General features: G+C 38.3%; 17 protein-coding genes. All 17 read left to right on the top strand.

Annotated elements, in window-relative coordinates:
- Window positions 1–11 precede the first annotated feature (11 nt).
- The 17 genes from Q1K34_RS05370 (at window position 12) to Q1K34_RS05450 (ending at window position 23,875) form a co-directional block, all read left to right on the top strand.
- Window positions 12–1,448, top strand: a complete 1,437-nt coding sequence (locus tag Q1K34_RS05370) for a serine hydrolase domain-containing protein (RefSeq protein ID WP_300435520.1) — start codon at window positions 12–14, stop codon at window positions 1,446–1,448.
- 1 nt (window position 1,449) lies between these two features.
- Entirely contained in the window at window positions 1,450–3,102 is a 1,653-nt protein-coding gene (locus Q1K34_RS05375; RefSeq protein ID WP_300435522.1) for a sodium-dependent transporter, read from the top strand.
- A complete protein-coding gene (locus Q1K34_RS05380) occupies window positions 3,099–3,260 on the top strand; it encodes a hypothetical protein (protein WP_300435524.1) in 162 nt (53 codons plus the stop codon). Before Q1K34_RS05375 ends, Q1K34_RS05380 begins: the two co-directional genes overlap by 4 nt.
- Entirely contained in the window at window positions 3,257–3,826 is a 570-nt protein-coding gene (locus Q1K34_RS05385; RefSeq protein ID WP_300435526.1) for a sulfatase-like hydrolase/transferase, read from the top strand. The genes Q1K34_RS05380 and Q1K34_RS05385 overlap by 4 nt, the downstream gene beginning before the upstream one ends.
- Entirely contained in the window at window positions 3,808–4,122 is a 315-nt protein-coding gene (locus tag Q1K34_RS05390) for a hypothetical protein (protein ID WP_300435528.1), read from the top strand. Before Q1K34_RS05385 ends, Q1K34_RS05390 begins: the two co-directional genes overlap by 19 nt.
- Before the next feature lie 236 nt (window positions 4,123–4,358).
- Window positions 4,359–5,378 carry a LacI family DNA-binding transcriptional regulator gene (locus Q1K34_RS05395; RefSeq protein ID WP_300435531.1) on the top strand — a complete coding sequence of 340 codons (1,020 nt, stop codon included), beginning with the start codon at window positions 4,359–4,361 and terminating at the stop codon, window positions 5,376–5,378.
- Window positions 5,379–5,674: 296 nt separating this feature from the next.
- The gene (locus Q1K34_RS05400) at window positions 5,675–6,841 is read left to right on the top strand and encodes a DUF6786 family protein (protein WP_300435534.1); all 1,167 of its coding nucleotides are present in this window, start codon (window positions 5,675–5,677) and stop codon (window positions 6,839–6,841) included.
- A 3-nt stretch (window positions 6,842–6,844) separates the two neighbouring features.
- A complete protein-coding gene (locus tag Q1K34_RS05405) occupies window positions 6,845–8,617 on the top strand; it encodes an L-fucose isomerase (RefSeq protein WP_300435537.1) in 1,773 nt (590 codons plus the stop codon).
- Window positions 8,618–8,784: 167 nt separating this feature from the next.
- Window positions 8,785–10,098, top strand: coding sequence for an L-fucose:H+ symporter permease (gene fucP / locus Q1K34_RS05410; protein ID WP_300435540.1), 1,314 nt, complete (start codon window positions 8,785–8,787; stop codon window positions 10,096–10,098).
- Window positions 10,099–10,108: 10 nt separating this feature from the next.
- Entirely contained in the window at window positions 10,109–11,785 is a 1,677-nt protein-coding gene (locus Q1K34_RS05415; RefSeq protein WP_300435543.1) for a ribulokinase, read from the top strand.
- Between the two features lie 31 nt (window positions 11,786–11,816).
- Window positions 11,817–12,971, top strand: coding sequence for a DUF2961 domain-containing protein (locus Q1K34_RS05420; RefSeq protein ID WP_300435546.1), 1,155 nt, complete (start codon window positions 11,817–11,819; stop codon window positions 12,969–12,971).
- Between the two features lie 258 nt (window positions 12,972–13,229).
- The gene (locus Q1K34_RS05425; RefSeq protein ID WP_300435548.1) at window positions 13,230–16,283 is read left to right on the top strand and encodes a TonB-dependent receptor; all 3,054 of its coding nucleotides are present in this window, start codon (window positions 13,230–13,232) and stop codon (window positions 16,281–16,283) included.
- Between the two features lie 10 nt (window positions 16,284–16,293).
- Window positions 16,294–17,742 (top strand): RagB/SusD family nutrient uptake outer membrane protein, encoded by a 1,449-nt coding sequence (locus Q1K34_RS05430; RefSeq protein ID WP_300435551.1) that lies wholly within the window; start codon window positions 16,294–16,296, stop codon window positions 17,740–17,742.
- 403 nt (window positions 17,743–18,145) lie between these two features.
- Window positions 18,146–19,636 (top strand): arylsulfatase, encoded by a 1,491-nt coding sequence (locus Q1K34_RS05435; RefSeq protein WP_300435554.1) that lies wholly within the window; start codon window positions 18,146–18,148, stop codon window positions 19,634–19,636.
- A 22-nt stretch (window positions 19,637–19,658) separates the two neighbouring features.
- On the top strand, window positions 19,659–20,993 hold the full coding sequence (locus Q1K34_RS05440; protein ID WP_300435557.1) for an APC family permease: 1,335 nt from the start codon (window positions 19,659–19,661) through the stop codon (window positions 20,991–20,993).
- Between the two features lie 46 nt (window positions 20,994–21,039).
- Window positions 21,040–22,206, top strand: coding sequence for a PLP-dependent aspartate aminotransferase family protein (locus Q1K34_RS05445; protein WP_300435560.1), 1,167 nt, complete (start codon window positions 21,040–21,042; stop codon window positions 22,204–22,206).
- A 121-nt stretch (window positions 22,207–22,327) separates the two neighbouring features.
- Window positions 22,328–23,875, top strand: coding sequence for a serine hydrolase domain-containing protein (locus Q1K34_RS05450; protein ID WP_300435563.1), 1,548 nt, complete (start codon window positions 22,328–22,330; stop codon window positions 23,873–23,875).
- Window positions 23,876–23,903: the final 28 nt, after the last annotated feature.

A 23,903-nucleotide genomic window follows, 5' to 3' on the forward strand; every position in this document is an offset into this window, starting at 1 on the left:
AACTACAGTTTATGAGAAGTTACTATGTTGTACTGGTATTATTCTTATCATTTTTAGCCTTCCCGTCATCTGCTCAAGAAGTACTAAATGAAGCAAAATCTGCTGAAATTGATGCTTACGTGCGGGAGGAAATGAAAGAAAGACAAATCCCGGGACTCGCTCTCGCGGTAGTACAAAATGGTAAAATCATCAAAGAAAAAGGCTACGGCCTGGCAGATATTCAACATCAGGTACCTGTAGAAACCAACACTGTATTCGAGTTGGCTTCCATCACAAAACAATTTACAGCTTCTGCTATTATGATCCTTCAGCAGGAAGGCAAACTTGATGTGGATGATAAAATAGGACTTTATCTTGACGATGCGCCAGAGAACTGGAATGAAGTTAGCATTCGGCACCTTCTTACTCATACTTCGGGACTTCCGGTTATTGGCAGGGGATTTTCAGGTTATGATAAAATGTCAAGAGAAGATTTATTAAAATTAAGCAGGGTCAACTTTACAAAGGAACTGGCTTATACCGGGGCAAAATCTGATACCTTGGTTCAGCCACCTGGCGAAAAATACGTTTATAGTGACGTGGCTTTTTTCCTGCTCGGTGTTATTGTACAAAATGTGAGCGGGATGCCTTATAGGGATTTTATTCAGGAAAGGATATTTGATCCTGTAGGAATGAGTGAAACCTATATTCTGGATCAGGTAAAAATTCATCCGAATGAAGCCCGCGGGTATACTTTAAGAGATGGAGAACTGGTCAATATCAGAAGGATCTGGGAATATGAGATTCCTTCACATTACGGAGTGTTTTCTACAGTTGGAGATCTTGCAAAGTGGGATAAAGCCCTTTATTCCGAAGAAATTCTTACCAATAAAAGCAAAGAGCAGATGTGGCAGCCTATGATGCGAAACAATGGGATACCTTCCCCTTATGGATTTGGGTGGACCATCTGGTTACGGGAGGATAAAAAGATTATAGATCATACCGGGATTACGGGTACTCAAATCACCAGGTTTCTAAATGATAGTCTAACGGTTATAGTTCTTACCAATCTTGGCCAAAGGGGGAATTCGAATGTAAGGTCATGGGGTTTAAGTTCAAAAATAGGAGACATGGCTGGTGCCAGTCGTATTTATATTGACAACGAATATACAACCCTAACAGGTGCAAAGGTATTGAAGAATCAGCCTGGTAAAAAATTGAAAGAACTGGTAGGTGATTATAAAATGTCAGGCTCCGGAGCTGAGAGGAAAATATATTTCGAGAACGAAAAACTATTTTATAAGAATGGAGACGGGATAAACCAACTCGTCGCCCTGGATAATGATCAATATCTTATGCTGGGAACTACAGATGAGTGGTTACTGGAAAAAGTACCCGGAGAGAATAAATTACAATGGCGCTATAAAGGACAAAAAAGTGGCATGATGGAAAAAACAGAAAACAAATAATATGGCTGTACAAAATGAGGGATGGGGATCCCGGGTTGGACTTATTCTGGCCATGGCAGGAAATGCTGTGGGAATGTCCAATTTTCTTCGCTTTCCCGTTCAGGCTGTTCAAAATGGCGGCGGTGCGTTTATCATTCCTTATTTGGTTTGCTTTTTGGTTATCGGGGTGCCCCTTCTTTGGGTGGAATGGAGTATGGGCAGGGTCGGGGGAAAATATGGGCATCACTCCACCCCCTTCATTATGGATACCATGGGTAAAAACCGGTTATGGAAATACATCGGGGTTTTTGGTATATGGACCAATATTGCCATAGCTGCTTATTATTGTTATCTGGAATCCTGGACCCTATCTTATATGTTCCATTCCATTTTCGGAAGTTTTGAGGGCCTGGATCAAAATGAGGTAGCTTCTTTTTTTGACAATTATATCAATTTAGGCACTTCTACTTTTGGAATTCCATGGGAGCCGGTATTTTTCTTTCTAATTTGCCTATTATTAAACACTTATATCCTTTCTAAAGGTTTGGAGAAAGGAGTAGAGAAAGTGGCCAAAATAGGTGTTCCCTTACTTATTGTATTCGGAATATTCATAGCTATTAAAGGTTCAACAATAGATGCCGGTGAAGAGGGGGCAATTTTTGATAGCCTTGACGGATTGAATTTTTTATGGACTCCTAATTTTACCGATATGTGGTCGCCTTCAGTATGGCTCGCTGCTGCAGGCCAGGTTTTCTTTACGCTATCCATTGGTATGGGAACCGTGCATTGCTATGCGTCTTATGTAAAAGCCAAAGATGATATTGCTTTGAGTGCCATGTCTTCCGGCTGGATGAATGAATTTGTTGAAGTCGTTATTGGAAGTTTTATTCTTATCCCTATTGGGGTGGCTTATTTGGGGTTGGATGGTTTAAAGGAGTTGGTAAATTTGGGAGCTCTTAGTTTAGGATTTAAAACTCTGCCTTATCTTTTTATGCAATGGGGAGAAGTATTTGGGGCTATTTCCTCTTTCCTCTTTTTCAGTTTATTGTTTTTTGCCGGGATCACTTCTTCACTGGCGATGGGAACCCCCTGGATAGGATTTCTAAAAGATGAATTCAATTGGAGACATAAACCAGCTGCATGGTCTTTCGGACTTATAATCCTGGTACTTGCTTTACCGACTATTTTCTTTTTTAAATATGGCGTATTTGATGAATATGATTATTGGGCAGGAACGGTTTCGCTAGTGATCTTTGCGCTTTTGGAATCGATACTCTTTGCCTGGGGATTTGGAATTACCCGGGGCTGGGAAGAAATTACTGCAAATGCGGAAATCAAAGTTCCAAATATTTACAAATTCATCATCAAATTTGTTACCCCGCTATTATTGCTTTGGGTTTTCATTGGTTCTCTTGTTACTCCGGAAAATGGAGATTGGGAGGCTGCCTTTCAGGGAAATTGGGTGCTGGATGATAGCTCCATCATTAAAAAACTGATGAATTCCGGGATAAAGAATGAACTCGCTATCGCTACAGATCCAATTAAGATAGAGTTTCTGCAAAACCAGCTATTCTATGTAAATGCCTCCAGGATTTTATTGGTAACCGTATTTATAGCTTTCGCCGTATTGGTTTATCTCGCTTACAAAAGAAGAATGAAAAAAATAAACGTATGAATATTTCTGCCTTGATCCTGATGATAGTTACTGTGGGTACCGTTGCGGGCGTTACCATATATTTATTCGTGAAGGTTTTACGAACACCACCTAATCCTGAACCCGATTCGTATAATGCGAATGATGATGTTGAAGAACGTCAAAAGGATTCAGAATGATTTTTAATTCAGATAGAAGTGCCAGGGTACTGCCCAGTCAGATACTAGGCTTTTTGTGCTGGTGTTTCCTGGGATTAACCTATTATACGGTTTTTCCGCAACAATCCAGCAAGCATCCATTACCAAATATAATTATTATAAATGCTGATGACGTGGGATACGGAGATGTAGGCAGTTATGGGGCTACCCTTATAAAAACCCCTAACATAGATCGCTTGGCAACAGAAGGAAAGAAATTTACCGATTTCCATTCGGCCTCAGCAGTATGTTCCCCCTCTCGTTACGCGTTGCTTACCGGGGAATATCCGTTTCGAAAACAATTTACAAGACCATTGTTCTTAAAGGATTCTTTGGTGATTGATACTTCCCAGGTTACAATTGCAAGTATTTTAAAATATGCCGGTTATAAAACAGCCGCTATAGGAAAATGGCATTTAGGTTTCGGGAACAAATCGCCGGTTAACTGGAATGAGCCACTTAAACCAGGCCCACTTGAACTCGGATTTGACTATTATTTTGGGGTTCCGGTGCTGAACAGTCATCCTATGTGGAGAATCATAACGTGATAGGTTATGACCTTAAGGATCCTTTTGAATATGGAATACATTCAGAGACCAGGTGGTTTCCTGAAAAATGGAAATATGATGATATAGGCGGTGCCAGTGAAGCTCATCAGAAATATGATGATAGGATGGTGGGGACTACATTGAAGAACAAAGCAGTTGATTTTATTTCCGAAAATAAGAGTGAGCCATTTTTCCTGTATTTTGCACCTCATAATCACGGTATCTTAGAACCTTTTCACTGGAAAAGGCTTTCTCCGGACAACAGTGTCACTGCACGATTTTTTTCACTTATATAGTATGCTGTTTTAATTTCATATAATGGGATGGTCTTAAAACATGGCTTTCCTATGGGCAGATATGGGAGTATTTCCAATTTCTATTTATCTTTGTTCAATACTAAAACATCATGTTGTAGTAGTTTATGTTTCACAACACAAATAACTTCAACCCTTATTTTCTGAAAGTCAAGATGAGTTCAATGAGTTTTATTTTGTAAATTTAATGGTATATGCCTAAAATTTAATCGTTTAAAATGAAAAAAAAGGTCTCCCTCAAAGATATAGCCAAAAAAGTTGGAGTTTCAACTGCTACAGTATCCTACGTATTATCTAAAGGAAAAAATAGCCGGGTAAGCGAGGAAGTTTCCGAAAAGGTTAAGAAAGCGGCAAAAGAACTTAATTATCAGCCAAATCAAATTGCGAAAAGTCTAAAAATGGGGAAAACTTTTACTATAGGATTGGTGGTAGCTGATATCTCAAACCCCTTTTTTGCCAATATCGCCAGGATAATTGAAGACGAAGCTAAAAAACTTAATTATACCGTGATCTTTGGTAGTTCTGACGAGCAGGCTGATAAATCCTGGGATTTGATTCAGTTCTTAATGAATAGACAGGTTGATGGTTTTATAATTGCTCCTACCGAAGGATCTGAAAAACAGATAAAGCACTTAAAGGATAATAATATACCATTTGTCCTAATTGACCGTCATTTTCCGAAAATCGATTCGAACTACGTGGTCATAGATAATTTTGAAGCTGCTTTTAGTGCCATAGACCGTTTAATTGAAACAGGTAATAAGAAGATTGGGATGATTGCCTATAGTTCGGCCTTGCATCACATGACCCAGCGTATAAAGGGTTATCGGGAAGCCCTGACAAATAAAGGCCTGGAAAGAAAAAACAGCTGGCTTCATGAAATTGAATACTCTGGAATTGAGGAAGGTGTGAAAGAAGCGATAAATGCGATGTTGGATGAGAATGACAGGGTGGATGCACTTTTTTTTGCAACCAATACTTTGGCAGTACATGGTTTAAGATATTTAAACGAACTAAAGCATATAGTGGGGAGGGATATTGCAATTGTTAGCTTCGATGAAGGTGAAGCATTTGACTTCTATTATTGTCCTTTAACCTATGTCAAGCAGCCTTTGCTTGAACTTGGTTCAAATGCCGTCCGGATACTAACGAACCATATCAGCAGAGATGCTGAAAATGAACAGGTGAGTCTGGAAGCTAAGCTTATCGTTAGAGAGTCCTGTAAAATAGCCTACTAAGTATTAAAATATTACCATTTTCATTAAGCAATCTTCATGTTTAAGGGTTTAAAATTACATTTTCAATAATTTTTATTTTTTTGTTTAATCGATTAAGCATATATTTGAAATGTTCAAAATCAGGATTATCAGATAATTAATAATCTGAGAAATGATTTTTTATTTAAGCATTCCTGGTTAATAGAAAAACACATTTGGAGGAAGTAGTCTAATAAATCTCACTAATGAAATATTCAATAATCATAATATTCGTCATGGGTTTAATTTCATGTAATGATCAAAAGAAATCCGAAAATATGGAGGAAAGGAAAAGCTTTGACCAGGGAAGTTTTGGTTATGACTTAGAATTTCTAAGCTCAAAAGATGAGGATTTAATAGTCCTTAAAAATAAAGAGAGCCGGGTAATTGTTTCCCCAAAATATCAGGCTAAAGTATTTACTTCTTCAGCTTCGGGAAGTGCAGGAAGAAGTTTTGGATGGATCAACTATAAAGCATTTGATGGTGAAGAAGATCCGCATATGAACGCATACGGTGGTGAAAATCGTTTGTGGTTAGGACCCGAGGGAAGTAAATTTTCCCTTTTTTTTAAACCGGAGAGCGAAATGGTTTTCGATAATTGGAAAACCCCGTCTGCAATTGATACTGAAAGTTGGCAGGTTTTGTCAAAAGATAGTTCCATGGTCAAAATGCAGAAAGAAATGTCCCTTATTAACTATTCCAATACACCCCTGGCAATAAGAATTAATAGGTCGGTAGCAATACTTGGTAAGAAAGACATTGAAAAAATGCTGAATGTCACACTAGGGGATATTCAGAACGTTGGTTTTAAAACCGATAATTCAATCACTAATATTGGTGAAAATGCGTGGACAAAAGAATCAGGTGCCCCCAGTTTATGGATTCTGGATATGTTCACTCCTTCTGAAGAAACAAAAATTGTGATTCCATATAAAGATGAGGCTGAAGGCAAGGTTGCCACCACAGATTATTTTGGGGAAATATCGGAAGATCGGGTTCAATTTAAGAATGGGCATTTATTTTTTAAAGCCGATGGGAAATCCAGAGGTAAACTTGGTATCCCTCCCCAGCGGGCTAAAATTACTGCAGGAAGTTATGATCCAATAAATAATATTCTCACCATTACCCTATACGAAGTTGATAGTAATTCAATCTATCTAAACCAGGAGTGGACAATAGAGAAAGATCCGCTTAAAGGGGATGCGGTAAATGCATATAACGATGGGCCCTTGGAAGATGGTTCTCAAATGGGGCCTTTTTATGAGATTGAGAGCGTTTCTCCTGCAGCCTTTCTGAAACCAGGGGCTGCCTTAAGCCATCAACATAGTGTGTTTCATTTTATGGGTGCTGAAACCCATCTAAATAGAGTTTCAGAAAAAGTGTTGGGAGTAGAGTTGGAGGATTTTAAGAATGCATTAAGTAATAAGGAAAATTTAAATAAATAGAAAATGCTCAAAATAAGTAAATACCCTAAAATAGGAATTAGACCTGTGATTGATGGTAGGCTTGGTGGAGTTAGGGAATCGCTGGAAGGAAAAACAATGGGGATGGCAAAAGCTGTAGCCGAATTATTCGAAAAAGAATTGAAATATCCCGATGGAAAGCCCGTAATGTGTGTTATAGCCGATTCGTGTATTGGAGGAATAAAGGAAGCTATTAATTGCGATGAAAAATTCAGTTCAGAAAATGTTGGAGTCTCCCTTGCCGTTACACCATGTTGGGCATACGGGACTGAAACTATGGATTTTGACACTAGAATCCCTAAGGCAATTTGGGGTTTTAATGGCACTGAAAGGCCGGGAGGCGTATATCTTGCGGCCACTCTGGCCGCTCACAATCAAAAAGGTATTCCTGCATTTGGAATTTATGGAGAAGATGTTCAGGATTTAAGAGATGACAGTATTCCCAAAGATGTACAGGGGAAACTTTTATTATTTGCAAGAGCTGGTATGGCCGTAGCTTTAATGAAGGGAAAATCTTATTTATCTATTGGGAGTGTATCTATGGGGATTGCAGGTTCAGAGGTTGACCCTAATTTTTTCCAGGCTTTCTTGGGCATGAGAAATGAATATGTAGATTCAACTGAAATTTTAAGGCGGGTTCAACAGGAAATATACGATAAAGAAGAGTTCGAAAAAGCATTGAACTGGACCAAAAGCAAGTGCAAAGAGGGAAAAGATTTTAATGATTCAGATAAACAACGCTCCCGGGAACAGAAAGATGAAGATTGGGAGTTTGTGGTAAAAATGACTTTGATTATTCGTGATCTAATGCAGGGGAATCCAAAGCTAAAAGAAATGGGGTATGGGGAAGAATCTTTTGGTCATGAAGCCATTGTCTCTGGTTTTCAGGGACAACGCCAGTGGACAGATTTTTTACCAAACGGCGATTTTTCAGAAGCAATATTGAATTCTTCCTTTGATTGGAACGGCATAAGATCACCTTATCTGGTGGCGACTGAAAATGATGCTTTGAATGGTGTTTCCATGCTTTTCAATTATTTACTGACCAATACGGCGCAAATATTTGCAGATGTACGCACGTACTGGAGCCCCGATGCGGTTGAGCGTGTTACCGGTTGGAAAGCAGAAGGGAAAGCGAAAAATGGATTTATTCATTTAATCAATTCAGGATCGGCTACCCTGGACGGAACCGGGGAACAAACTGAAGAAGCTAAGCCCGTTATGAAGCCTCATTGGGAAATAACTGAAAAAGAAATGGAAAAATGTCTGGATGCTACGACATGGTATCCCGCCAGTGTGGGGTATTTCCGGGGCGGTGGGTATTCGTCTGGTTTTTTGACCAAAGGAGGAATGCCTGTAACCATGTGTAGGCTCAATCTGGTAAAAGGGATTGGCCCAACATTGCAAATAGCCGAGGGATGGACTATTGACCTACCTGAAGATGTTCACAAAAAGCTGGACGAAAGAACGGATCAAACCTGGCCTACAACCTGGTTTGTTCCAAAATTGACTAATGATGTAGCATTTTCTGATGTTTATTCGGTAATGAATAATTGGGGGTCTAACCATGGAGCGATTTCTTATGGACACATTGGTAAGGACCTAATTGCCCTGGCGGCCATGTTAAGGATCCCGGTATGTATGCATAATGTAGAAGCTGATAAAATTTTTAGACCTACCGCGTGGAATTCGTTTGGGATGGACAAAGAAGGTTCAGACTATCGAGCCTGCGATACGTATGGTCCATTATATAAATAAAGTCATAGTTCTCGTCATCTGAGGGCAGCTGAAGAGTTCAGCAACAGCATATGTTGAACGAAGCTGAAGGGTTTGAAAAGGCATGCAATATTTTACTTTAAAAATAAGGTCATATTAAAGGTCTCAATAGATACAATAGAAAATAGATTTTTAGAAAAGCAATCTAAATGAAAAGCAAAGCATCAAAAGTTTCATTAATAAGACCCGGCAATACCTGGCCTTTTATATTAGTTACCAGCCTGTTCTTTCTTTGGGGATTAGCCAATAATATGACAGATACCTTATTAGCCGCTTTTAAGCGGATAATGAGCATGTCTGACTTTCAAACTTCCTGGATCCAGCTGGCTTTTTATGGTTCTTATTTTTTATTAGCTCTACCTGCCGCCATTTTAATTAAGAAATATACTTATAAATCTGGTGTCCTGGTAGGATTGGGACTTTTTATAATTGGTGCTTTGCTTTTTTATCCAGCCAGTATAACCATGATTTACGGACATTTTCTTGCCGCCTTATTCATTTTGGCTGGAGGGCTTTCTATTTTGGAGACCGCTGCCAATCCATATATTATTGCAATGGGCCCGGAAGAGACCGGTACTCGAAGATTGAACTGGGCACAATCTTTTAATCCCATAGGTTCCATTTCAGGGGTGTTACTAAGTAAATTTTTTATCCTTTCCCATTTGAATTTATCCAGTGCTGAAGAAAGGGCGGGAATGAGTGCAGGGGATCTAATTTCCATACAATCAGAAGAGCTTTCATCAGTTATGGCTACCTATGTGGGGGTAGCCTTTGTTTTGATTATAATTTGGTTACTGGTAAAATTCACCAAAATGCCGAAGGCTTCAGATGATGATAATAAAATCAACTTAATCCCTAGTCTTAGACGTCTACTGAAAAATCGTAATTATCGCTGGTCTGTAATCGCCCAGTTTTTTTATATGGGTGCTCAAATCGGAGTGTGGTCCTACACCATTCGCTATGTCATGCAGGAATTACAGCTTAATGAAGATGAATCTTCCACTTATTATCTTGCTTCATTAATTCTTTTTGCGGTGTCACGCTTTATATTCACAGCATTAATGAAATTCTTTAGTCCTAGAAACCTACTAATGATTAGTGCTATTGGAGGGGGAATATGTACGCTATTGGTAATATATGGGAACGGGTACACCGGTGTAATTGCACTGGTGGCTATTTCTGGTTTTATGTCCCTTATGTTTCCTACCATCTACGGCTTGGGGATGAGCAGGCTGGGACAGGACACTAAAATTGGAGGTTCCGGATTGATAATGGCCATTTTGGGAGGAGCTGTTTTAACGGCAGTTCAGGGGCAGGTTTCAGATTTAACAGGAAGTGTAAACCTCTCCTTTTATATTCCATTTTTCTGCTTTTTAGTAGTTGCAATCTATGCGATTATTCAAAAACAAATAGAACCGAATAGGCTTATTCAAAAATCTGGTAAATTAAAAGTACCTGCGTAAAAGTTATTTTATGAGTAGTGCAAAGCAAGATTATGTAATAGGGATAGACTTTGGGACAAGTTCAGTACGGGCTATTCTTGTGGATGCCCATTCAGGAAAAGAGGAAACTGCTTCAGAATTTTTTTATCCGCGATGGAGAGAAGCCAGGTTTTGTGATGCCTCAAAAAACCAGTTTCGCCAACATCCCCTTGATCATATTGAAGGTCTGGAACATATTCTCAAAGAGATGCTTGGAGGAGTACCACCTGAAATTAAGAAAAATATCAGGTCTATTTCTGTAGATACTACTGGTTCAACTCCCATAGCAGTGGATGAAAATGGGATTCCGTTGGCGCTCCATGACCAGTTTAAAGATAACCCCAATGCGATGTTCTTTTTATGGAAAGATCATTCGGCTATTAATGAAGCGGAAGAAATAAACCTTCATGCAGAAAAATACGAAGTAAATTATTTAAAAAATGCAGGTGGGATCTATTCTTCAGAATGGTTTTGGGCAAAATTATTATATGTACTTAGGAAGGATTCTAAAATAAAAGAAGCTTGTCATTCCTGGGTGGAGCATTGTGACTGGATTCCTTTTTTATTGACTGGGGGAAATGATCTTTCCAAAATTAAACGCAGTGTTTGTGCCGCTGGTCATAAAGCTTTGTGGGCTGAAGAATTTGGAGGTTTTCCTCCAATAAGTTTTTTTTCTGAATTAGATCCTCGATTAAAAAAAGTTAGGAATAGTTTGCCTGAAAAAACATATACCTCGGTTGAGGTTGCAGGCAGGCTTAGTGAAGGATGGGCCAAAAAATTAGGATTGTCAACCGAAGTTTTAGTAGGAGTAGGTGCTTTGGATGCCCATATGGGTGCTGTAGGGGGGCAAATTGAACCTTACTATATGAGCAAAGTCATGGGAACTTCTACCTGTGATATGATTGTTGCTCCGGAAGCTGAACTGGAAGGTACTTTAGTGCAGGGGATTTGTGGCCAGGTAAAGGGATCCATCATTCCCGAAATGATAGGAATGGAGGCCGGTCAATCTGCTTTCGGGGATATTTATTCATGGTTTAGGGATATTATTTCCTGGCCATTAGAAAGGTTCTTGCACCAATCGGACAGTCTAAAGCCGGAACTGGCAGGTAAACTTTTAAAGGAAATAAGAGCTAATATCCTTCTAGAGTTGAATAAGGAAATTTCAGAAATGCCGCTTGATGTTAATGATGAATTAGCGGTGGATTGGTTAAACGGAAGACGAACACCAGATGCCAATCAAAATCTAACAGGGTTAATTCAAGGTTTAACCCTGGGAAGTACTACCCCGCGAATTTATAGAAGTCTTGTGGAAGCTACTTGTTTTGGTTCCAGGAAAATTATTGAGCGGTTTATAGAAGAGGGAATTCCCGTAAAGGGACTAATAGGAGTTGGAGGAGTGGCAAAAAAATCTCCTGTGATCAATCAAATGATGGCAGATATTACGGGGATGCCCATTAAAATCCATCAATCTGAACAAACCTGTGCTTTGGGGGCATCTATGTTTGCGGCAACCCTTGCCAGAGTTTATCCGACAGTAAGTGAGGCCATGGAAAAAATGGGTCCGGGCTTTGAAAAGGAATTCTATCCAGATGCTGAAAAGCACAAAATTTATAATATTCGATATGAGAAGTATAAAGACTTATGCAATTTTATTGATGAAAACAAATGAAGTTTTAATCTGTTCTTAAAGTAAAATAATTATGAAAATTACAGTCTATTCTTTAATAGCATTTTTGTTTACAAGCGCTATTTACGCTCAAAACAAACCTGCTGAAAAAGCAATTTATGAGTTGCGAAACTATACCTCAGAAAGAATATCCAGTTATGATACCCTTGGGGCGAATGATGATGGTAACTGGAAGAATAAAATTGAGCCTGGAGAAACCCGAACTATTGGAGAAGTACAGGGACCGGGTATTTTTAAGCATATTTGGATGACCATTGCCAGTAATGAGATCGATCATCTTAAAAAGATCGTTTTACGGATGTATTGGGATGGGGAAGAAACACCAAGTGTGGAAACTCCAATAGGGGATTTTTTTGGATTGGGCTTGGGACGATATTTTCTTTATGACTCTAAGTTTCTTTCGGTTGGTTCACAAAGGGCTTTAAATGCTTCCTTTCCTATGCCTTTCCAAAAATCGGCCAAGGTGACGATCACTAATGACGGGGAGCGGGCAATAGATGCGTTTTACTATAATATAGATTGGGAAAAACATAACTCATTACCCGAAGATATTGGATATTTTCATGCGCAATACCGGCAATCACAACCCACTGATGGATGGACTACCGATTGGAAATTGAATGGCGAGCCGGAAATTAACAATAAGACGAATACCAGCGGTGAAGGCAATTATATAATTATGGAAGCAGAAGGCAAGGGACATTTTATAGGGGTAACCCACAGTTTAATCCAGAACCAGGGGGACTGGTGGGGGGAAGGCGATGAAATGATCTATATTGATGGTGCTGAAGAACCACAAATACACGGAACCGGAGCTGAGGATTATTATTTAGGTGCCTGGTGTTATGGAGGCTGCGGGATAAATCCATTCGGGAACGCTAAACCAACTTTCGATTATTCAGAATATGGTAATCCATTAAACGGCGGGGATGACCGGGGGGCACAATGGATGGTATACAGGTTTCATTCAGAATCTCCGGTAACTTTTAATAAATCTATTAAAATGACCATTGAACATGGGCATGCAAACCATAGATCAGACAATTATTATACGGTGGGATATTGGTACCAGGTTGAACCTCATATTGATTTTCCAGAACTGCCTTTGGTAGAGGATCGTATTCCTCAACTTCAAAATATCGAGGGCCCTACACGTGGTAAGAATTAGAGAAAGAAATAAAGAATAATACTGCTTTCTACCTGACTAATTGAATATTTAAAACGAAGACTTTTTCTTCCTGGATAACAGGAATCAGTATATAGTTATTATTCTAAAATAAAGTAAAAAAACAATATAATTGACAAAATTTAATCGATTAAGCAAGGTGAATAAGTGATTTTATGCTATATTAGCGTTAAAATATAAAAAAATTTAGGATTTTATTTAATCGATTAATCAACCTTATTAAAATTTAAATATGAACGTATGTTACACAAATTAAAAAAGTATTTTCCAGAAGAAGGAAATAAGTGTTTATTACACTACTTTTTCCTCTCGATCATGATCTTATTGTTTACCGGCACTATGTATTCTTCGAGCAAACCAGGTACGTCATCCCAACAAAATATTTCAGGGATTGTTAAAGATGCCGATGGTATTCCCATTTTGGGGGTTACCGTCCTGATAAAAGGAACCAATCGAGGAACAACTACAAACTTTGATGGAGCATTTTCTTTAGTAGCATCTCCAACAGATACTTTGGTTTTTAGTTTTATTGGTTTTGAAACATTTGAAGAATTAGTTGGAAACCGAGATTTCCTAGAGGTATCTATGGTCAGTAATGTTGAGGGACTTGATCAGGTTTTAGTTGTAGGTTATGGTACAGTGAAGAAGAGCGATCTCACGGGATCGGTATCTTCTGTGACTTCAAAAGATTTTGAAGAAGGGGTGCAAACATCTACTCCACAACTTTTGCAGGGTAAGGCTGCTGGTGTAAGTATAACTCAAGCAGATTCCCGGCCGGGGGGTGGTTTTTCAATAAGAATTAGAGGCGCGGGCTCAATTACCGCAGGGAATGAACCTTTATACGTAATAGATGGCCTTCCTGGAGCATCTATAAATGCTCTTAATCCTGGGGATATTGAATCCATAGAAATTTTAAAGGATGCTTCGGCTACAGCAATCTACGGTTCCCGCGGAGCTAATGGTGTTATTCTGGTGACGACTAAAAAAGGTGTGGCCGGTGAGTTAAGAGTAAATTATGATGGTTATTATGGCGTTCAGGAAGTGGCTAACCGATTGGATCTTTTGACGGCTCAAGAGTATGTGTCATTCTTAAACGGAATACAGGAAGATCAAGGTTTGGATCCTTTATTCACTCCCGATCAAGCAGCCTTGGTGGGAAGTGGTACAGACTGGCAGGAAGAGATTTTCCGAACGGCACCAGTCCAGAATCATCAGATTTCCATTTCCGGTGGATCCGAAAAAACGAATTATTATGTTTCACTTAATCGCTTAGATCAGGAGGGAGTTGTAATTAGCACTGGTTTTAAAAGAACATCAGGAAGAGTAAATATTGTTCATTCCACAGATAATTTTAATTTTGGATTGAATTTAAATACTAGTCTTACGGAATCCGATTTGGTTCCTTCAGGAGGAATTAATGGTGCAGCAGGTGTTATTCCGGCAGCTCTCCAGTTTGATCCTCTGCTGTCGGTTAGAAATGCGGAGGGCGACTATTCTCTAAACCAGAATGTAGATTTGGATAATCCGGTAGCACAAGCTGAAACTATTTTTCCAGTTCAGGAAACAAACCAGACTTTCGGAAGTATTTATGGAGAATATTTTATTTTAGATGAATTTAGTGCAAAAATTAATTTAGGAACTGATCGAAGTATTTCCAGATTCGATAATTATTTGACTAGAATTACAAGAAGAGGTCAAAATACCAATGGGTCAGCAAATATTTTCGAAAATGAAGATTTTAGTAATTTAATTGAACTAACATTCAATTATAATAATGAGATCGGTGCTGATCATCAAATTAATGCCGTTATAGGATATACCTTTCAGGAATTTAAAGGTCGTGGATTCAATGCAGGAAGCCAAAATTTTCCTACCGATGCTTTTTTAACAAATAATCTTGAAGCGGGTGCACAATCTGGATATACAGTTGGTTCATACAAGGTAGAAAACCAGTTGCTTTCATATCTGGGAAGACTAAATTATACCTTTAAAGATAAATATTTAATAACCGGCTCCTTTAGAGCTGATGGTTCTTCTAGATTTGGAGAGGATAAAAAATATGGTTATTTCCCATCATTGGCTTTAGGATGGAAAATAGATAAAGAATCCTTTATGGAAGGGTTGAATGATATTTCTATTCTAAAATTAAGATCAAGTTATGGTATTACTGGAAATCAAGCCATAGGGAATTATAACTCGTTGGTATTATTAGGCACAGCAGGCGAGGCTGTTTTTAATGATCAGCAGTTTGTGGGCATTGCACCAATTCAATTAGGAAATCCCGATTTAAAATGGGAGACCACAAAGCAATTTAATATAGGTTTAGACTACGGGTTCTTCAAAAGTAGAATTACAGGATCCATGGATTATTTTTATAAAGAAACTTCCGACCTTCTGTTAAATTTACCTATACCATCAACTAGTGGCTTTTTAAATTCACTTCAAAATGTGGGGGATACAAAAAACAGCGGATTCGAAATGAGCATTAATTCAAAAAATTTCGTGGATGATTTTAAATGGTCCACCTCTTTAAATTTTGCCTTCCTTCACAATGAAGTGACCAATCTTGGGGATTTACCATTTATCCTTCAGGGGGATACAAGGTTTTTGTTTGATTATACCATCTTAAGGGAGGGGGAACCAATTAATGCATATTTTGGGTATAAAACAGAAGGCGTTTTTCAATCCCAGGAAGAAGTGGATGCCTCAGCGCAACCCAACGCAAACCCTGGCGATTTAAAATTTGTTGATGATAATGGTGATGGAGTTTTAAATGCAACAGATCGTGTTATACTAGGAGACCCATTCGCAGATTTCACCTTTGGTCTTTCAAACAATTTTGAATATAAAGGATTTAATCTTAGTGTATTTTTACAAGGCAGCATGGGAAATGATTTGCTAAATTTTACCAGAGTGGATTCTGAAAATCCGTTTTCTGATCTGAGAAATAGACAATCTTACGTGCTTGATCGATGGACTCCTGATAATCCCACAGATAGAAATCCATCTTTTATTAATCAAGATGTTTCTAGAGCTATTAATGATAGGGTAGTAGAAGATGCCTCTTATTTAAGACTTCAAAATCTAAGTCTCAACTATACCTTTCCCAACCTTAAGGTTAGGGCCATTAAGAATCTTTCGATTTCTGCTACCGGGCAAAATTTATTTACTATTACCGATTATAGTGGATTTAATCCGGATGTAAACACTTTAGGAACTTCTAATTTAAGGATTGATTACAACTCATATCCTCTTGCAAGAATATATACATTTGGAATTAAAATTGGACTTTAAAAATTTATTTATGAAAACAAAAAGAATATTAAGATATATTTCCTCATTTATGTTAATTGGGGTATTGATTAGTTGTGGTGATGCGCTGGAAGAAGAAGTTTTTTCATCCTTAGGGCCTTCAAATTTTTATAATTCTGCTGATGATGCTGAAGCTTTATTAAATGGGGTCTATGCTATTTCCCAAGGAGATGATTTTTTTAACCTTGTAAAGGATTATCTTACTTTAGATGAAATGACTACCGATATAATGATTGCAAGAAGAGGAGCCATAAACGCCCATACTCAACCTATGGAAGATTTTGTATGGTCTGCTAACCATCCTTATTTACAGGATTTCTGGAACAGATTTTATATTGCAATATATAGAGCAAATATTGTGATTGATGAAGTTCCTAAAATTGATATGAACGAAGATAGGAAAGAACAAATAGTTGCTGAAGCTCGGTTTCTCCGAGCTTTTAATTACTATCAACTTTATAATTTTTTTGGCCCAGTGCCTCTTGTTCTTACCAGTAACACTTCGGTAAAAGATAGGCCTGCTAGAGCTACCGAACAGGAAATGAGATCTTTTTTTGAACAGGAATTTTCTGAATTAGGAGATAGCCTTCCTCCTGCACAAAGTGAATATGGACGAGCAACCAGTGGTGCGGCGTTAGGATATTTAACTAAATTCTATTTAAACACAAAGCAATGGCCTCTAGCTGCTGAGGCAGCCATGGATGTAATAGATAGCGGGGTACATTTTTTGTTTCAGGGAGAGAGGTCTGAGCTGTTTGCATTAGAAAACGAGGGGCATAGTGAATTTATATTTGTAGCACCGTTCCCAGAAAATGTACAGGAAGGGGGAAATAATTATATTTCCTTCGCAGCCCCTCCTGGATATCAATTTCAATTTCCTCCAAAAAGAATTTTTTCAGCCCATTTAAAAATCCGCTCGGAATTTTTAGAATTATTTTCTGCTGAGGATGAGAGATTGAATGCATTTTTATTTGAATATGTAGATCAAGCGGGAGATTTAATTACTTTAGGAGAAGATGATGTTCGAAGTTTTAAGTATAAGGAAGATCCTAATGGAATAGCACAATTTTCCGGGAATGATTTCCCCTACTTGAGATATGCAGATATTTTATTAAGTCGTGCAGAAGCCTTAAATGAAATCGAAGGGCCTAATGAAGAAAGTATTAATCTTATGAACCAGGTTCGTCAAGTAGCTGGTCTGGAAAATTTAACCTTAAACGATTTTTCCAGTAAAGAAAGGCTTCGAAATTTTATTTTGGATGAAAGAGGAAGGGAATTTCATACAGAAGCTCTAAGACGTCAGGATCTAATTAGGCATGGAAAATTTATTGAATACGCCTTGGACAGAGGTAAACCGGCTGCGCCTTATCAAGTAGTATTTCCAATACCTCAATCAGAAATAGACAAAAATTCCAATCTGGAACAGAATGAGGGTTATTAATTTTGGAAACAAAAAAACATATTATTTTTCTGATTTACTTAATATGGAAAATTAACTTGTAAGTGCGACTCATTACAATTAGTAAGCCATCTTTTGATAGAAATTAAATAAGATATTAATAACTATTTTGAAGTCCATAAGTTTGGTAACCTCGTGTTTCTTACTGTAGGGTTTCAATGCAACTATGATTTTATGAATTGGGCCGTAGGCACAATTTCAGGTGTTACTATTTAATTTAAAAGTATACGACACTCCCTAATCACAAACCTGATTACCTGATTTGTAAATTTCAAAAAAAACGATATTGAATAACGCCAAAAAAATGAATGATATGCCAGAAATTAGTAATTTTCAGCCATTAAATTGTCTTTGGCTGCTTATCGCAGGGTTAACCTGCTTATCAATGACCCCACAACAAAATAATGTTGAAAAATCACCAAATGTTATTATTATAAATGCAGATGATGTGGGATACGGGGATGTTGGTGTTTATGGGGCAACCCTTATAAATACCCCTAACATTGATCGTTTGGCAACAGAAGGAAGAAAATTTACCGATTTTCATTCGGCCTCAGCCGTATGCTCACCTTCACGGTACGCGTTGCTTACCGGTGAATATCCTTTTCGAAATCAGTTAACCAGACCATTATTTCTGAAGGATTCTTTAGTGATTGATACTGCTCAAACTACGATAGCAAGTATTATGAAAGATGCCGGGTATAAAACGGCGGTCATAGGGAAGTGGCATTTAGGCTTTGGAAAAAAATCCCCGGTAAACTGGAATGAACCGCTGAAACCCGGACCTCTTGAACTTGGGTTTGATTATTATTTCGGGGTTCCTGTGCTGAATAGTCATCCTCCCTTTGTATACGTCGAGAATCATGAGGTTGTGGACTTTGATCCTGAGGATCCTTTTGTATATGAGAAACATGCAGAAACCAGATGGTTCCCTGAAAAATGGAAATATAATGATATAGGTGGTGCCCGCGAAGCCCACCAAAGGTATGATGATCGAATGACTGGAACTACTTTAAAGAATAAAGCAGTGGATTTTATAACTGGAAATAAGAGCAGAAAATTCTTCTTATACTTTGCACCTACTAATATTCATCACCCATTTACTCCCGCACCTCGTTTTATCGGTATCAGTAAAGCTGGTCGTTATGGCGATTATATGCATGAACTGGACTGGATGGTAGGAGAAATTATGGCGGTCCTGGAAAGGGAAGGGATCGCAGAGAATACTTTGTTGATTTTTACTAGTGATAACGGCGGAATGCTAAATCATGGTGGTCAGGACGCATATGGAAAAGGACATAAGATGAATAGTAATTTATTAGGTTTCAAATTTGATTCCTGGGAAGGTGGTCATCGGGTACCATTTATAGCAAGATGGCCAGGACAGATCCCTGCTGAAACAAAATCATCCCAATTGTTGGGAAATACGGATATTCTGTCAACCTTGGCTGCTATAATAGGAGAGAAACTTGCCCCCGGTCAGGCTGCTGACAGCTATAATATGTTACCTGCACTTACAGGTGAACCTAAAGATCCAATAAGAGATCATTTACTTGTACATTCTTCTGAAACTGATAATGTTGCTTTTAGAAAAGGGGATTGGGTTTATATAAGCGGAAAAGGCGGTGGGGGTTTTGGTCCGAGAAAAGAAGACCAAAGTGCTTTTGGCGGTCCCGAGGCACTGCTTTTTGCCGGTCAGCAAAATAGTGATATTACAGAAGGTGAAATTAGGGGTAATGCTCCCCCCGCACAGCTCTACAATCTGAAGGAAGATATCTCTCAATCCTATAATTTATACGAGGAGCAACCTCAAATTATTAAGGAGATGAAAGATTCCTTAGAAAAAATAAGGAGCTCTGGACAAACGCGGAATTAATCAGGCATAATTTACATTTTAAATGAAATCTCCAAAACTTAACCTTCTTGAAGTCAGTATGATCGTGGTAAGCCTGGTGATAGGTATGGGTATCTTTCGTACACCGGTGAATGTTGCCCGTGAATCCACTTCCATAGATATGTTTTTTTGGGTGTGGGCGATAGGCGGACTTGCCGCTTTATGTGGTGCATTAACCTATGCTGAAATCGGTTCAAGGTATCCAGTGACCGGTGGTTATTATAAGATATTTTCCCATTGTTACCATCCCTCAATTGCCTTTGCCATTAATTGCATTATTTTGGTTGGAAATGCTTCCTCCCTGGCAGGAGTGGCGCTAATTGGTTCAGAGTATCTTACCTATGCGGTGTTCCCAGATTATGATAGCCCCAATCTGCTCAATCTTTTAACAGCCACATCTACGATTATTTTCTTTTATGGTGTCAATTTGCTGGGATTAAAAGCCAGTGCAAAAACCTTGAACGCGCTTACATTTGTTAAGATAGGGATGGTGGTATTGCTTATAGGAGCATTATTTACTGGGGATTTTGCTGAAACTGGTCAAAATATTGCTATTTCCACGGGTGATGGCGGCCTTACCTCTCTACTAAAAGCTCTGGGTATTTGTCTGGTTGCCGTAAGTTTTACTTATGGCGGATATCAGCAGGTTATAAATTTTGGTGGAGAAGTGAAGAAGGCTCCCAAAACTCTTCCAAGGGGTATTTTTATAGGTATTGCATTTATCCTGATTTTATACATGGGAATTAATTATACCTACTATAAAGTTATTGGGTTTGAAGGACTCAAGGAAGCAGAATCTGTTGCCGCAATTTTAGCGGGGGCTATATTTGGAGAAAAGGGATTTTTTATTTTTTCAATTCTTTTATTTCTTTCCGTTTTAGCTTATGTCAACGTTATGCTAATGAGTAATCCGCGGGTTATGTATGCCATGAGTGATGAAAATATTCTCCCTTCAGTATTTAAAAGGACAAATCAAAAAACCAACGTGATGGTTATTTCATTAACCACATTTACGGCATTGTGTATGGTAACCTTGTTTTTCGCCAGGACCTTTGACACTATATTAAATTATATAATTTTTCTGGATAGTATTGGAATGGCTACTTCTGCTGCAACCATTTTCATTCTAAGAAAAAAAACTGCCCATTTAAGTAAAAAGGATATCTATAAAATCCGTTGGTATCCCTGGGTACCCTTATTTTTTATCGCTAGTTATGTGCTGGCAGGGGCGAGTATAGCTTTTACGACGCCTAAAGCAGCAATAGTTAGTACCATCGTATTTATAGTGTTTTTTCTATTATATTTTGTTCTAAAAAGGGTGAGAAAACCCAATAGTTAAGGTAGGAGGGAAAAGGGGGTAGAGGTTATAATCAAATCGAAGATCAATGGAGAATTCTTATATTTTTAATGAACTGGGGGAGCGCCGAGAAGATTACTTTAGAGCAATTGCGCCGCCGATAATCCAAACAAGTAATTTTGCTTTTGATAGTGTTGATGATCTGCGGAAAGCCTTTGAAGATGAATATTCTACATTTCTATATAGCCGTGGCTTAAATCCTACCACCGATATTCTCAGGAAAAAACTGGCAGCGCTTGATGAAGCTGAAGATTGTCTTGTTTTTAATAGTGGAGCCTCAGCGATATTTGCAGCTGTTTTAGCCAATGTGAGTAGTGGAGATCACATTGTTTCTGTCAATAAGCCTTATACATGGGCTCAGAAAATGTTTGACAATGTACTTCCAAGATTTAATGTAACCACTACTTATATTGAAGGAAGAACTCTAATTGAATTAGAGGAGGCGATAAAACCAAATACAAAGGTCATATATTTGGAATCACCGAATTCATGGGATTTCTCACTTCAGGATCTATCAGCAGTAGCCGGTTTAGCAAAGGAAAAAAATATTATTACAATATGTGATAATAGCTACTGCACACCATTATATCAGAAACCAATTAAGTTGGGAATTGACCTAGTACTGCAATCTGCCACCAAATATATAGGAGGGCATAGTGATGTAATAGGGGGTGTCCTTTGTGGAAAGCAAAAAATGATGAAAAACATTTTTGATAGTGAGCTTCTTAACATGGGAAATGGAATTAGTCCATTTAATGCCTGGTTGTTGTTAAGAGGCTTGAGAACGCTGCCGGTACGCCTGGAGCGAATAAGCAAAACCGCTCTGGAAGTTGTTAAATTCTTAAAGAACCAGGAAAAGGTAGAGGAGGTTATTTTTCCGTATGATCGGGATTTTTCACAATACGAACTTGCTCAAAAGCAAATGAAAGGAGCCGGCGGACTTTTTACGGTAGTTTTAAAAGTCAGTTCAAGATCCCAGATCGTTCAATTTTGTGAGTCCTTAAAACATTTTCTCCTGGCGGTAAGCTGGGGTGGGCATGAGAGTTTGGTGTTGCCAAAATGTGCTTCCCTTGATCCGGAAGAATTTGATGCACATAATAGGGAACATCGTATGATCCGATTTTACTGCGGGCTCGAAGATGCCGATTATCTTATTGCGGATATTGAGCAGGCCTTTAAAAAAATGGAAGCCTAAAGCAAATAGATAAGATCTTATTTACACAGATGGAGTAGAGTAGGCTTTTTACTGATTTAATCTTACATATATTGGCTATATAATTTAAAATTAATCTCTAAAAAGACCTAAATTTAAAGTTATGATGCTCAAAATACTTGCAAAACCAATAATTACCCTCCTTTTATCCGGTTTTTGTTTAACGGCATATTCCCAGGATTATCAGCCCCCAGTTTTTCCTGATGAGAACAGACTAAAAAAAATTGAAGCCGCCTTCCCCATTATTGATGAAATGTTTCAAAAGTATGCAGAAGAAAACCATTTTCCCGCAATGGTTTATGGTGTTGTTTTGGACGGAGAATTAGTTCATACCTTCAATGCCGGCATTGCAAATATAGAATCTGAAATTCCTGCCACTTCCAATTCTGCTTTTCGTATTGCATCTATGACCAAAAGTATAACGGCAATGGCAATTTTGAAATTAAAGGATGAGGGTAAATTGAGGCTGGACGACCCTATATACTTATATGTACCTGAAATGAAGGACATTGATTATTTAACTAAAGATGCACCCGATATTACCATCAGACATTTACTCAATCATGCATCTGGATTTCCTGAAGATAACGCCTGGGGTGATCGCCAACTTGACAGTTCTGATGATGAATTGCTTGATATTTACAATGAAGGCCTTTATTTTTCCAGTATTCCTGGAACAGGTTATGAATATAGCAATTTAGGTTATGCAACATTGGGATTAATTATTAAAGAAGTTTCAGGGCAAACCTATCAGAATTATATAAAAGAAAATATCCTGGAGTCTTTAGGTATGAAAAACACCTACTGGGAATATACAGAAGTGCCTGAGGACCAATTAGCACATGGTTATCTTTGGGAGGAAAATAAATGGGTGGACCAGCCTTATTTACATGATGGAGCTTACGGGGCTATGGGCGGAATGATAAGTACCGTGGAAGATTTTAGCAAGTATATGGCATTTCACCTTTCCGCTTGGCCTCCACGTAATGATGTTGAAGCCGGTCCCTTGAAAAGAAGTTCTTTACGGGAAATGCACCATCCCTGGAATTTACCTTCTGCTCATCTCAATGCAAAAAAAACCAGTGGGGAGCCGTGCCCCACAGTGAGTGCTTATGGATATGGTCTTGGATGGATAAAGGATTGCGAAAATAAAGTTACTATCGCACATAGTGGAGGTTTGCCGGGGTTCGGAAGTCAATGGCGCATACTTCCTGAATATGGTATAGGAATAGTTTCTTTTGCCAATAGGACCTATGCAAATACCGGAATGGCCAATGCACAGGCTCTGGATACTTTATTTGCCTTATCAGATCTACAACTTAGGCAATTACCACCTTCAGAAATATTAAAACAGAGAAAAGAGGAACTGGTAGAAATTCTTCCCAACTGGGAAAGCGCACAGGCATCTGGCATTTTTGCCGAAAATTTCTTTATGGATAACTTTAAGGAAGAATTAAAGGGAGAAGCTGAAGCGGCATTTGAAAGAGCAGGTGAAATTACCAATATTTCAGAAGTAATACCCCAAAATCAATTAAGGGGAAATTTCTTAATGGAAGGGGAAAAAGCTAATATCAGGATCCATTTCACTTTGACCCCACAAAACCCTCCAATGATCCAGGCTTATAATCTGCAAGTATTGGAAAAAGAATAGTAGATTACAATTGAAAATTTTTCTTTTG

It is taken from the genome of Christiangramia sp., from assembly GCF_029937855.1.
In the GTDB taxonomy this organism is placed as follows: Bacteria; Bacteroidota; Bacteroidia; order Flavobacteriales; family Flavobacteriaceae; genus Christiangramia.